This window comes from Streptomyces sp. URMC 124, assembly GCF_051386455.1.
Classification (GTDB): Bacteria; Actinomycetota; Actinomycetes; order Streptomycetales; family Streptomycetaceae; genus Streptomyces.
This window is the reverse complement of the sequence record NZ_JBPQTS010000073.1, coordinates 1-12,770: the sequence shown is the minus strand read 5'-3', so window position 1 is coordinate 12,770 and position 12,770 is coordinate 1. Positions and strand designations below refer to the sequence as shown.

The window sequence follows — 12,770 nt, the reverse complement described above, 5'->3', positions numbered from 1 at the left end:
AAAGGCGCATGAGAAGCGCACAAGAGAGGCGCAGGCCCCGGCGGTGCCGCACGCCGGGCCCCCGCCGCGACGGCGAGCAAGCCCCGCACGGGCGTGAGGGGGGACGCGTGGGTGGCCGTGGTCAGGGCGCCGCGTGCCGCGTGACGTCGTCGATCTCGCGCTGCGCGCGCTCGGCCCAGAAGGGCATGCGCAGGCTGCGGAACCCGGTCAGTGCGGTGGTGAGGTGGCTCAGCGCCCGGCCGGTGTCGCCGAGCGCGGCGTGGGTGCTGCCCAGCCACAGGGCGGTGAGCGCCTCGCCCCGGCGTTCGCCGAGCTCGGCGAAGACGGCCGCGGCCCCGTCGAGGGGGGCGAGCGCCCACGCGGCCTGGCCGGGCCCGCCGAGCTCGGTGTGCATCCGCCCCAAGGCCAGCAGCGCGTACGCCTCGCCGGGCCGGTGCCGCACGGCCCGGTACTCGGCCAGGGCCCGGTGCAGGTGGCGGGCGGCCCGTTCGCCGCGGCCGTGGCCGATCTCCGCCCAGGCGAGCAGCTGCAGGACGTCGGCGAGAGCGAGCGGGTGGCCGAGGCGCTCCGCGGCCGCCACCGCCGGTTCGAGGGCGTCGACGGCTTCGGCCTCGCGCTGCTGGCAGACGAGCGCGAAGCCCAGGCTGCGCAGGGCCATGACCTGGCCGTGCTTGTCGCCCAGCCGGTTCATCACGGCCGCGGCGGAGGCGGCGTCGTCGTGGGCGAGCCCGGCCATGCCGCGGTCGGCGACGGCGAAGCTGCGGTGGATCCGCAGGCGGGCGGCGTGGTGCTCCTCGCCCAGGGCGTCCAGCTGTTCGATGGCGGTGGCGTAGCGGGTCGTCGCGTCGTCGACCCGGCCCCGGACGGCGCAGGCCCGGGCGAGGGAGCCCTGGGCGAGGGCGGCGGCGACGGGGTCGCCGTCCGCCGTGGCGCGGTCGAGTGCGGCCCGGGCGACCTGCTCCCACTCGTCCCACCAGTTCCTCAGGTGGCACACGTCCTCCAGCGCGGCGGCGAGCCCGGCGGTCTGCGGGCCGTAGCCGCAGCCCGCGGCGAAGGCGACCGCGGCGACGAGGTTCGTCCGCTCGCTCTCCAGCCATCCGACGAGGTCGCACGCCTCACCGGGGCGGTGCCCGCCGGTGCCCCGCCGGATGAGCTGGTCCCCGGCCGTGCGCACGCGCGCGAGCCAGCCGTCCAGGACGCGGCCGACCGCGGCCCGGCGCCACGAGCGGGGCTCGTCGGCTTCGGCGCGCTCGGCCGCGTAGGCGTGCAGGAGGTCGTGCATGCGGTAGCGCGGCCGGCCGTGCGCGCCCGTCGACTCGATCTGGACGAGGTTGGCGTCGATGAGCGCGTCGGTGGCGCGGTCGGCCGCCAGGACGGCGGAGGTGCAGGGACGACCCGCGAGGGACCCTTCCGCGGGGCTGCCTTCGGGGTCGGCCGCGCCGCCGTCGGCGTCGAGCAGGGCGGAGAGCGCCCAGCCGGGGAACTCGGGCGAGGGGAGCAGCCCGACGGCACGGAAGGCGCGGGCGGCGTCGGGCGCCAGGCCGTGGTAGCTGGCGGCGACGCACGTACGCACGGCCAGGTCCCCCACGGTGAGTTCCGCGAGCACGCCGCGCTCGTCGGCGAGGCGGTCGGCGAGCCGGCGGACCTGCCAGTCGGGGCGGCCGGCGAGCCGCGCCGCCACCACGCGCAGCGCCAGGGGCAGCCCGGCGCAGGCGGCGAGGATCCGCCCGGTCGCCTCCGGCTCCGCCGCGAGCCGCCGCGGGCCGACGATGCGCCGCAGCAGGTCCTGCGACTCCTCGTCGTCGAAGGGGTCGACGTCGATCAGGTGCGCGTCCGTCAGCCCGGCCAGTCGCGCCCGGCTGGTGACCAGGGCCGCGCTTCCCGGTGTTCCGGGCAGCAGCAGGCGGATCTGGGCCTCGTCGCGCGCGTCGTCGAGGAGCACGAGCACCTTGCGGTCGGCCAGCAGGGAGCGGTAGAGCGCCGCCCGGTCCTCCGTCGTCTCGGGGATGGAGGACCCGGCGACGCCGAGGCTGAGCAGCAGGTCCGCGAGGATCGCGCCGGGCGGGCGCTGGGGGCCGCGTGTGCCGTCCAGGTGCAGGAACAGCCGGCCGTCGGGGAACTCGTTGCGCAGGTGGTGGGCGAGGCGGGTGGCCAGGGCGGTCTTGCCGACGCCGGGGAGGCCGGTGAGGATCGCGACGGGGACGGCGCAGGGCGTGCTGCGGGGCCGCTCGGAGCGGGGTCCGAGCAAGGTGGCCACGCGGTCGATCAGCTGTCTTCGTCCCACGAAGTCGGCGTCGTCGGAGGGGACTTGGACGGTGGGCTGCCAGAGGTCGGCGGGGCGCGCCGGTTGTGCGGGCGCGGGGGGCGGGGGCGCGCCCAGCTCCGGGTCCCGGGTGAGGACGGCGTGGTGCAGCCTGCGGAGCTCGTCGCCGGGCTCGATGCCGAGTTCGTCGCGCAGGGCGGTGCGGGCGAGGGCGTAGGACTGCAGGGCGTCGCCCGGGTGGTGACAGCGGTACTGCGCGGTCATCAGCTTGGCCCACAGCGACTCGCGCAGCGGGTGGCGGGCCGTTTCCGCCCGCAGGAGGCCCACCACTTCGCGGGGCTCGCCGAGCGCGAGGCGGGCCTCGGCGTAGTCCTCGAAGGCGGCGAGCCGCGACTCCTCCAGCCGGGCGGCCTCGCCGAGCAGCACGTCGTGGTGCGCCACGCCTTCGAACGGGCCGCCGTGCCACAGCTCCAGCGCCTCGTGCAGGGCGTCGGCAGCCTCGCGGTGCTCGCCCGCCGCGAGGGCGGCGCGGCCGCGGGCGACGAGGACCTCGAAGCGGTGCAGGTCCACCTCGCCGGGGAACACCCGCAGGCAGTATCCGCCGTTGCCCTGGCTCAGCCGGTCCTCCCCGGGCGCGGGGCCGAGCACCTTGCGCAGCACGGCGGCGTAGCTGCGGAGGTTGGCCTGGGCCGAGGCCGGAGGGGCCTCGCCCCAGACGGCGTCGTACAGCCGGTCCGCGGAGACGGCGGTGTTGGCGTTGACGAGCAGCATGGCGAGCAGGGTCCGCTGCTTCGGCCCTCCGAGCGGGAGAACGCGGCCGTCGGCGACGGCCGCGAGGGGCCCCAGCACCTTGAACTCGACACGCGCGAGCACCACCGCATGACCGCCCTTCAGCTGTGCAAGATTCGAACATCGGCGAATCCGACAACCATAGGCGCTGCGCGGGGTCATATCTTCCGCTTACAACTTCACGCCGGACGGTGCGCTCCCGCTACCGGCGCCGGCGACGGTGCCGGTGACGGTGCCGGCCCCGTCGGGATCGCCCGGGCCGGCGGGGAACCGGTAGCGGAATCCGGTCAGCCGCTCCGAGAGGTCCCAGAGCCGGCCGGCGGTCTCGAGGTCCTTCGCGGATTCGGCCGGCTGCACGAGTGCGGGGTGGCCCTTGGATTCGTTGCGTCCGTCGGGTCCGATGAACTGGCCGCCCTCGGCGCGCGGATCGACTGCCGCGTAGAGCTGGTTGAGGGCGCCCGTCTCGACGTCCTGGGCCATCAGCCGGTTGGTGACCTTGAGGATCGCGTTGAGCATCCCGGTCGGGCCGGTGGACTGCAGGTTCGTGGCCGAGTAGCCGGGGTGGGCAAGGAGGCTGCGCACCGGGCTGCCGGTGGCGCGCAGTCGCCGGTCCAGTTCCAGGCCGAACAGGACGTTGGCGAACTTGGACTGGGCGTAGAACGCGCGGGGTGAGTAGGAGCGTTCGCCGTTGAGGTCGTCGAAGCGGATGGACCCGTTCTTGTGCAGGGTCGAGCTGACGGTCACCACCCGTGGATCCCGGCCGGCCCGGAGTCTGTCGAGCAGCAGTCCGGTCAGCGCGAAGTGGCCGAGATGGTTGGTGCCGAACTGGGACTCGAACCCCTGCGCGGTCAGGGACCGGGGCGGCATCATGATCCCGGCGTTGTTGATCAGTAGGTCCACGGGAGTGTCGACGGTAGCGGCGAAGGCGCGGACGGAGTCGAGGTCGGCCAGGTCGAGCGGGCGCAGTTCGACAGCGGTGCCGGGCTGTTCGGCGCGGAGCCTGTCCAGCGCCGCTCTGCCCTTCTCCGGGTTCCGTGCGGTGAGGACGACACGGGCGCCGCGGCGGGCGAGTTCGCGTGCGGTGACGTAGCCGAGCCCGCTGTTGGCGCCGGTGACGATGGCCGTGCGGCCGCTCTGGTCCGGAATGTCGGCGGTGGTCCACCGGCCGGCGATCGTCGGTGCGTGGGTCATGACGTGGCTCCTCGCGGGTTCGACGTGCCGCGGATCAGGTCGGCAACGCTTGCCGAGAGCAGCTTGTGCAGGTGTGCGCGGTCCACGGGCAGTTTGCCGGTCGCGTGCAGTGCGGCGAGGCCGTGCGCGGTGGCCCAGAGCCGGGCGATGCGGTCGTCGTACGGGTCGGTGACCCCGAGGATGCCGGCGATCACGGCGCCGACCCCGGCGCCCTCGTCCTCGGTCGCCTCGGCGGGCACCCGGACTCCCCCCAGGCCGTACATCACCTGGTAGAGATCCGGCTCGTCCAGCGCGAAGTCCAGGTAGGCCGCCGTGGCGGCTTCCAGCGAGCCGCCCGCCGCGCTCATGCGGTCGGCCAGGCGGGCGAAGCCGTCCCGGACGAAGGCGAGCAGGATGTCGTCGCGGCTTTTGAAGTAGCGGTAGGCGAAATTGGCGGAGTAGCCGATCCGATCGGCCAGCCGCCTCATGCTCACGGACTCCCAGCCTTCGGTGCGGGCCAGGTCGCGGGCGGCGGCGAGGATGGTGGCCCGGGCTTCGGCGCGTTCGCGGTCCCGGCGCTGCCGGGACGGGGAGGGCTCGGGCTGCTGTGCGGAGGAAGCCATCAGTGACCGGCCCCGGCCGGCCGGGCGCCGGGCATCTCCACCGGCGGGAGCAGGCCCAGCTGGGCGAAGAACTCGATGGTGTTGAGCTCGTCCCAGTGCTCGACGGCCATGCCGTCGGCCACCCGCCAGATGTCCAGCGACCGCATCTCCACCTCGCGGCCCGTGGGCTGCTCACCCAGGAGCGACCCCAGGTGCGTGGCGCGGTACGTGAACCTGCCGGCCACCCGGTCGCCGGACACCAGGACGTCCTCCAAAGTCACCCGGGTGTCGGGGAACGCCGCGAACCAGCGGGTCCAGAAATCCCGGTTGGCCTCCCGGCCGTCCTCCACATACGGATTGTGGTTGATGTAGTCCTCGGCGACGAAGCCGTCCACGGCATCGGGGTCGTGACTGTTCATCAACGCTGCGAACGCGTGCGCCACGGTCTGCTGGGTCATCGGTTCCTCCGAATCAGCGATCTTGGTTACACCGTACACAGAATGTACGGTGTAACCAAGAGGCGGAGGGAGATCAGTCGATCACGGCCACCGGCAGCAAGCCACGCCTCAGCGGCCCTGGAGCCTTCTGACGTTGTCTCCGAAGGTCCAGCCGCGGGAACCGTCCCAGTTGAGGGACCAGGTCATGAGCCCCTTCAGCCCGTTGCCGTAGGTGTTCCAAGCCTGTTTCACCAGGTCAGGGGACATGTAGCCGCCCCCGGCGCCCGGCTGGGCGGGCAGCCCCGGCACCTGCTTGTCGTACGGCACCCGGATCGTCGTCCCCTGAACCACCAGCCCCTTGTTCAGGCAGTCCGTCTGCGCGGTGAACCCCTTGACCGTCCCGGCGGCGTACGAGTCCCCGGAGCAGCCGTACATGTTCCCGTTGTAGTACTGCATGTTCAGCCACCACAGCCGGCCGTTGTCGGCGTACTTTTTCACGATCGGCAGGTACGCGCCCCAGATCGAGCCGTATGTGACGCTGCCGCCCGTGACGTAGGCCGTCTCCGGCGCCATCGTGAGGCCGAAGTTCGAGGGCATCCGGGCGAGCACGCCGTCGATGATGCGGATGAGGTTGGCCTGGGAGGCGGAGAGCGTGTTGATGTTGCCGCTGCCGGTGAGGCCGGTCTCGATGTCGATGTCGATGCCGTCGAAGTTGTACGCCTTGAGGATCGGCACGACGGTCTCGACGAACCGGTCGGCGACCGTGCCGGAGCTCAGGTCGATGCCCGCCGCCGCGCCGCCGATCGACATCAGGAGCGTGGCCCCGGCCTCCTTGGCCCGGCACATCTCGGCGGGAGTCGCGACCTTCACGGTCGCGTCCATCCCGTCCTCCCACAGGACCGTGCCGTCCGAACGGATCACGGGAAAGGCGGCGTTGATCACGTTGTAGCCGTGCTCCCGGACGCGCGCATCGGTGATCGGCACCCACCCGAAGGGCGGGTGCACGCCGTTCGCCGCGCCGTCCCAGTTCTCCCAGTAGCCCTGGAGCACCTTGCCCGGGGGCTTCGACTGCACGGGACAACTCTCCGCGGCGGTCGTGCCGTGCGTCCGCGCCTGCGCCTGCGCCTGCAGGGGCACGGGCCCGGCGAGGATCACTGCCAGGCAGGCCCCGGCGGCTCCCAGCAGACGTGCCGTCCGACCGATCATCTCGGCTCCCTCCGGGCCGTGGCTGCCGCCACCGGGTCACTGAAGGGGTCGAACGCTAAAACCGACCCGTTGAGCCGTCAATAGGTCTGGACCAGAACCGGGGCCTGAACACTGCCGGTTGTCACGACCGTCCCGGTTCCTCCTCCGTTTCGCTGCGGCGTCGCGCACGGGAAGTGCGCGGCGCACCTCCTCCTTTCCCGTCCGCCGGATGTGCTCCCGTGCACCGCTCGACCGGGGATTGACGAGCCGCACCGGGTGGACAACATGCTGGTGGCATCCCTACGCGTCCCTGCGTCCCGACGGCTCGTCCTGGAAGGGGTGGGCATGAATACGGCTGCGTCGATTCCTCTGGCACCGGGATCGCTACCGTTCCTGGGCCATGCGCTGCCTCTCGTCCACGACCCGCTGGCGTTCCTGTCGTCCCTGCCCGCCCACGGCGATCTGGTGCGGGTGCGCATGGGGCCGCGCTCGGTGGTGATGGTCTGCGACCCCGGACTGACCCGCCGGATCCTCCTGGAGGACCACGTCTTCGACAAGGGCGGGCCGCTGTACGACCGCATCCGCGAGCTGGTGGGCGACGGCCTGGTCTCCTGCCCGCACGGCATGCACCGGCGCCGGCGCCGCCTGTGCCAGTCGGCGTTCCACTCCGAGCGGCTCCCCCACTACGCGCCGGCCTTCGCGTCGTTCGCGGAAGCCTCCACCCGGTCCTGGCACGAGGGCCAGGTCATCGACGTCACCACGGAGATGATGGCGCTGACCGCACGGATCGCGGTGGAGACCATGTTCAGCACGGCCCTCTCCCGGCAGGCCGCGCAGGCGGCCATCACCGACATCAACGCCTTGATGGACACGCTGCTCTGGCGCGCGATCAGGCCCGCGCTGCTCGAACGGCTGCCGGGCAGGGCGAACCAGCGGTACGACCGGGCCCGCTCCCACCTCCGGCGCACCATCGACGGCGTCGTCGCCGGCCGGCGCGACGACCGTGCCGATCACGGCGATCTGCTGTCGTCCCTGCAGGGCACCCGGGCCCCCGAGGGCCCGGCCGGTCAGGACGGGCTCACCGGCAGCGAACTCACCGACCAGATCCTCACGTTCTTCTTCGCCGGGACGGAGACCACCGCCAACACACTCGCCTGGGCCCTGTACCTCCTGGCCACGCACCCCGGGATCGAAAGCCGCCTCCGCGCGGAGGCCGACCGTGCGCTGGCGGGCGCGACACCCGGTTTCGCGGACCTGCCCGCCCTGGAGACGGCCCGTCACGTGGTCATGGAGACCCTGCGGCTCTATCCGCCCGCCTGGCTGGTCACCCGGTCCGTGGCCGAGGACACCGAGCTCGGCGGGGTCCGTCTCCCCGCGGGATCCTCCATCGCCTTCAGCCCCTACCTCATCCACCGCCGGCCCGAGCTGTACGAGGATCCGGACCGCTTCGACCCCGACCGGTGGCGCGGGGTCCAGCCCGACCGCGCCGCCTACCTGCCCTTCGGCTCGGGCGCCCGCAAATGCATAGGCGCCCGCTTCGCCATGGCCGAAGCCGTCCTGGCGCTGGTCACCCTCACCGGCCGCTGGCGCCTGGTACGCCTCACCGACCGGCCCCTGCGGCCCTCCGCGAAGTCGACGCTGAGTCCCCGGGGGCTGCAGATGCGCGTCACCGCTCGCCACGCTTGATCAGTAGGGATGACCCGTATGACGCAGGGCGGGGAACCACGGAGCACCACCGGCATCGAGCCCGTCGAGCCTGCTGCGGAAGGCCTTCCGGAAAGGAGCGCGGTCGGCCGCGCCCTGCGGGTCCTGGAGCTGGCGTGCCGGGGCGGCCGGCCGCGTGGGCTCAGCGAGATCGCCCGGGAGGCGGGCGTGCCGAAGGCGACGACGTACCGGATACTGACGGCGCTGTGCGCGCACGGCATGGTCTCCCGCTGGGACGGCAAGTACGTCCCGGGCGAGCGGCTGGCCGAGCTCGCTTCGACGCGCGTCGCCCAGCGCGACCAGCTGAGCGTCCTGCGGGCCACGGCCATGCCGTTCCTCCTCGACCTCTACGGCTCCCTGGGCGGCTTCGTGGGCCTGGGCGTGCACGAAGGCCGGCAGGTGCGGTACGTGGAACGCCTCCACGGCCGCCGGCTGCAGTCCCTGGTGTCGGGCGTCGGCGAAAGGGTGCCGGTGCATTCCACCGCCATCGGCAAGCTGCTGCTCGCCTTCGACCGTGACGCGCAGTCCCCGGCCCGGCCGCATCACGAGGGCCTCGAAGCCGAACTCGCGGTGATCCGCCACACCGGCATAGCCGTCGGCCGCCAGGAGGGCCCGTCCGGCATGCTGACGGTGACCGCGCCCGTCCTGGGGCCGGACCACCGGGTGCTCGCCGGCCTGACGATCGGCGACAGCAAGAGCCGGCTGGTGCTGAACCGTGCTGCGGACGAGCTGCGACGCACCGCGTTCGCCCTCACCGTCGCGCTGCGCCGGCCGCGTACCGGCCCGCTCCCCCTGGCGTACGGGGTGATCGTCAGCCGCCGCCAGGGGGAACCCGACGAAGCCGGGAGAGGGGCCGGGAAAGATGAGTGGCCGCGATGACGGCCGACTGCACGACCGCCGTCGGAGTGAAAAGGGACTTGCCGAGCCACAGTTCGGCGAAGTCGCCGGGCGCCGCGTCCAGGAAGGGCGTGAGGTACCGGTGGGCCGCTGTAAGCGTGCGGGACGGCACCGGCAACCGGCAGGCGGCGAGGGCGCCCAGGGCCAGAACCGCGTAGGCGGTCTCCTCCGGCTGCCCGCCGTCGACGCCCCAGGAGCCGTCGGCGTGCTGAGTGCCGATCAGCCAGCGGTGGGTGGCGGCCAGGCCGGCGGCGGCGGAGACGGACCGGCTGAGGGCGAAGCTGACGTGGGCGGTGGCGTAATAGGGCGACACATGCCACTTGTCCAGCCAGTAGCCGTCTGCCGTACGGCTGTCGAAGAGGAACCGGAGGAGCTTGCGGCGCTGCGGTGCGTACCGGACCGGTGCGTGGGTGAACGCCTCCAGGAGACGGGCGTTCACACTGACCGACGCGCCGCGCTCGCCCGGGTAGTGGAAGAAGTGGTCGCGTGCCTCGTACCGCAGGAGGAGGCCGAGCGAGAGTGCGGCGTCCCTTCCGGTGTGCGGCAGCAGGTTGACGGCCATGGCGGTGGTGTCGGCCTCCGGGACGGGGAACTCCCTGCTGAACGCGACCCACCCCCGCCCGTCGAGCTCGTCGGCCAACGCGCCGAGGTGGGGCCTCGCACGGGAGGGCAGGAGCCCGGCCCGGCCCAGGTGGTAGAGGGACCAGCCGATTTCGAAGGCCTCCATCGGGTGCACCTCGGGGGCCCCTCCGTCGGCCGAGCGGCGGGAGAGCGCGTCGAGGTAGGCCAGCGCCCGGGGGGAGCCCGTGTGCTGCCACAGGGCCACCGTGGCCGCCGGGGAGCATCCCACAGAGCCTCCGGGCGACTGCAGCGCGGCCCTAGCGGTCGGCATGTCCGGCGTGCTCAACGCGGCGGGCGCGGCGGGCGCGGTCGACGCGTCCGCATGCGCCGTCGCCGGGGCGACCTCCATGCAGTACCGCAACGACGCGGAACCCGGCCCCGCTGCGCCGGCGGCCATCGCGGCCAGCTTCTCCCGGCGCAGCGCGCCGACTTCCGGCCATGCGCGCGCCGGGAGCTGCACTCCACGGGCGCGGAGCTGCCGGGTCAGCTCCGGCACGACGAATTCGAGCCCGATCGGTTCGTGCGGCCCGCCCGGGAAGCCCCGTGCCGCCGAGGAGCGCAGGTACGCGAGCCCTCGCCTCAAGGCCGCCTCCACCCAGCCGGACGGGCCGGTCGGTGAGGTGTCCGCGTAGTCGACGAGCGTCCGCACGGCCGCCAGGGTCGACATGAGCCGGTCGGCGGGCAGTTCGATCCGCCCGCCCCAGGAGCCGTCCGGGTGCTGGCGGTCCCGCAGCCACTGCAGTGCACGCGGATAGCGCGGCGAACCCCCCGGGGAGCGGACCCGGGCCACGAACGCCGTGTTGTAACTGTCCGAGCAGGTACCGACATCACCGAGGTGCGGCATGAGACGGTCCACCGCATCTCGGACTCGGCGGGCAGGCGGCCGGCCCGGGACTGTCGTCATGGTTCACCTTCTACGCCCCGCCCCGCTCTCCTCTCAAGCGAGCGGTCCGCTGGGCGAACCGATAGGTTGCCGCGCCGCCGTGACGACGGCATTCTGCAGTTCTCGGCATGACGAGCGATCAACCGACCGCAGTTGATTCCTGTCCAGGGAACAGTCTGACTGATGACGACTCCTCGGCTTCCCTATCCCGACGGCTGGTTCGCCGTGGCGTTCCGGGACGAACTGCCCGCGGGCAAGGTGCTGACGCGCCGGCTCATGGGTGAGGACATCGTGCTGTACCGGACCCGTTCCGGCCTGGTGCGAGCCGTGCGCCCGTTCTGCCCGCACCTGGGGGCGCACCTCGGGCACGGTGGCACGGTGGACGGGGAGGACATCCTCTGCCCGTTCCACGGTTTCGCCTATGCTCCCGACGGGGCCTGCGTGCGGACGGGGTACGGAGCACCGCCGCCCCGCGCTCGGCTGGCACTGCGGCAGGTGCGCGAGGTCGACGGCGCCGTCCTCGTGTGGCACCACTCCCAGGGGCTGCCGCCGGCCTGGGAGATCCCCGCGTCGGTGCCGGCGGTGACGGGCCCGGGCGGGTACGTCGCGCAGACCCTGGTCGCCCACCCCCAGGACGTGATGGAGAACGCCGTCGACACCGGGCACGGCCCGACCGTGCACCGCATGAACACCGAGATCCGGCGCATGCGGTGTACGGGAACGACGATGGAGGTCGACCTCTCGACGATGCCCGCGGCAGCCCGCCGCAACGGCTATCTGGTGGCCAACCGGGTCCACTACGACCTGCAGGTCCGCGGCCTCGGGTGGATGGCCGTCCGGGCGTGCGTCCCCGGGCTGCGCACGTACATGCGCTTCTGGACCCTGCCGACCCCCATCGATCCGCGCCGCATCGAGCTGCGGCTCGCCGTGAACGTGGAGGAGGCGGCCGGAATCGCCTTGCCGCCCTGGGCGACCAGGCTGCTGAGCAAGGCCTTCGCCCCCTTGATCAGCCGCGACGGGGCCAAGGACTTCCCGATCTGGCGGCACAAGACCCATGTCCAGCACCCCAAACTGGCCAAGGGCGACGGTCCCATCATGGAGTACCGCCGCTGGGCCGGTCAGTTCTACAGCGGGGCGACCCCCTGATCCGCAGCGGGCGCCCCCTGACCCACCGGTGATACGGAGGCACGCCAGATGCGACGGCCGAATCTGTTCTTCTGCCCGCTCCCTCTGCGGATCAGCCCCGATACCGAACGCGCCCGCGCCCATACACGGGCGTGGTGCCAGGAGGTGGGGATGGCCGCCTCGCCGGAGGCCGCGGCCGTCTGGGACGCCTACCGGCTGGACATGTGGGGCTCGTGCGTCTGGTGGTACTGCACCGGCGACCTGCTGGACCTGGTCACCGACTGGGGCACGTGGGGCGTCATGCTCGACGATGTCCTCGAAGTCCAGGACCCCGAACTCATCCACGACACCGTCGACGAGATGAAGCGGATCCTCGCGGCCAATGACCCCGGCGCGCTGAGCGCCGGAGCGGGTCCGTTCGCCGTGGCCCTGTCCGACCTGTGGCGGCGCACGCAGGACCACGGGATGTCGGTGCGCTGGCAGCGTCGCACCGCGAACCGCTTCATCCGCTTCCTGGACTCCTACCTCCGCGACGCGGTCTACCGCCGGGACGGTGTCTGGCCCACGGTCGAGCACTACCTGGACGACCGGATCTGGTCGACCGCCTCGCTGGCCAACATGTGCTTCAACGACCTCGAGCACCGCTGCGAGCTGGGCGACGACATCGTCATGCACCCCGTCCTCCACGCCATGCAGCGTGCCACGGGCGACCACATCGCCCTCGTCAACGACATCACCGGCGTCCACCGCGAGGCCTCGTGGAACGACCACATCAACGTCGTCCCCCTGATCCAGCGCCAGTATCGGTGCACTCAGAAGGAGGCCATCGCCCGGGCCGTCACGATGGCTGACCAGCGCATGCGCTCCTTCCTGGCCCTCGAACGCGCGCTGCCCGACCTCTGCGCCGACCTCGACGTCACGCCGCAGGAGCGCGAGTGCATCGGCCACCTGACCCGTGGGCTGCGCTCCTGGCTGAGCGGCAACATCGAGTACCACCTCATCTCGCCGCGCTACGAGGAACGCCCCCTGCCCGCCAGCCGGCACACCGGCGCGTGGATGACCGGCGCGCACCGCGATCCGGCTCCCATCCCCTC

Annotated in this window: 10 protein-coding genes; 4 read left to right on the top strand and 6 right to left on the bottom strand. The window is 72.7% G+C overall.

All coding sequences use genetic code 11. The annotated features are described in order from the left end of the window. Window positions 1-121: 121 nt before the first annotated feature. The 5 genes from ACSNOG_RS17145 to ACSNOG_RS17125 form a co-directional block, all read right to left on the bottom strand. Entirely contained in the window at window positions 122-3,139 is a 3,018-nt protein-coding gene (locus ACSNOG_RS17145; protein WP_436753505.1) for a BTAD domain-containing putative transcriptional regulator, read from the bottom strand. 84 nt (window positions 3,140-3,223) lie between these two features. Continuing rightward, the gene (locus ACSNOG_RS17140) at window positions 3,224-4,243 is read right to left on the bottom strand and encodes an oxidoreductase (protein ID WP_436753504.1); all 1,020 of its coding nucleotides are present in this window, start codon (window positions 4,241-4,243) and stop codon (window positions 3,224-3,226) included. Beyond that, window positions 4,240-4,845 (bottom strand): TetR/AcrR family transcriptional regulator, encoded by a 606-nt coding sequence (locus ACSNOG_RS17135; protein ID WP_436753503.1) that lies wholly within the window; start codon window positions 4,843-4,845, stop codon window positions 4,240-4,242. The genes ACSNOG_RS17140 and ACSNOG_RS17135 overlap by 4 nt, the downstream gene beginning before the upstream one ends. Continuing rightward, complete coding sequence (locus ACSNOG_RS17130; RefSeq protein ID WP_436753502.1) at window positions 4,845-5,282, bottom strand: ester cyclase; 438 nt, start codon at window positions 5,280-5,282, stop codon at window positions 4,845-4,847. The genes ACSNOG_RS17135 and ACSNOG_RS17130 overlap by 1 nt, the downstream gene beginning before the upstream one ends. A gap of 108 nt (window positions 5,283-5,390) precedes the next feature. Beyond that, a complete protein-coding gene (locus tag ACSNOG_RS17125) occupies window positions 5,391-6,464 on the bottom strand; it encodes a chitinase (RefSeq protein WP_436753524.1) in 1,074 nt (357 codons plus the stop codon). A 327-nt stretch (window positions 6,465-6,791) separates the two neighbouring features. Between ACSNOG_RS17125 and ACSNOG_RS17120 the strand changes: the two genes are divergently transcribed. Next, window positions 6,792-8,132 (top strand): cytochrome P450, encoded by a 1,341-nt coding sequence (locus tag ACSNOG_RS17120; protein WP_436753501.1) that lies wholly within the window; start codon window positions 6,792-6,794, stop codon window positions 8,130-8,132. A gap of 18 nt (window positions 8,133-8,150) precedes the next feature. Then, the gene (locus ACSNOG_RS17115; protein ID WP_436753500.1) at window positions 8,151-9,029 is read left to right on the top strand and encodes an IclR family transcriptional regulator; all 879 of its coding nucleotides are present in this window, start codon (window positions 8,151-8,153) and stop codon (window positions 9,027-9,029) included. On the opposite strand, the gene ACSNOG_RS17110 is transcribed toward ACSNOG_RS17115, so the two are convergent. Continuing rightward, window positions 8,962-10,512: a hypothetical protein gene (locus ACSNOG_RS17110; protein WP_436753499.1), complete on the bottom strand. Its 1,551-nt coding sequence runs from the start codon at window positions 10,510-10,512 to the stop codon at window positions 8,962-8,964. The two genes, ACSNOG_RS17115 and ACSNOG_RS17110, sit on opposite strands and share 68 nt — an antisense overlap. A 222-nt stretch (window positions 10,513-10,734) precedes the next feature. On the opposite strand from ACSNOG_RS17110, the gene ACSNOG_RS17105 reads away from it, so the two are divergent. Beyond that, window positions 10,735-11,697: a Rieske 2Fe-2S domain-containing protein gene (locus ACSNOG_RS17105; RefSeq protein ID WP_436753498.1), complete on the top strand. Its 963-nt coding sequence runs from the start codon at window positions 10,735-10,737 to the stop codon at window positions 11,695-11,697. Window positions 11,698-11,847: 150 nt separating this feature from the next. Further along, window positions 11,848-12,770, top strand: a 923-nt coding sequence (locus ACSNOG_RS17100) for a terpene synthase family protein (RefSeq protein ID WP_436753497.1), incomplete at its 3' end; no start/stop codon positions are given.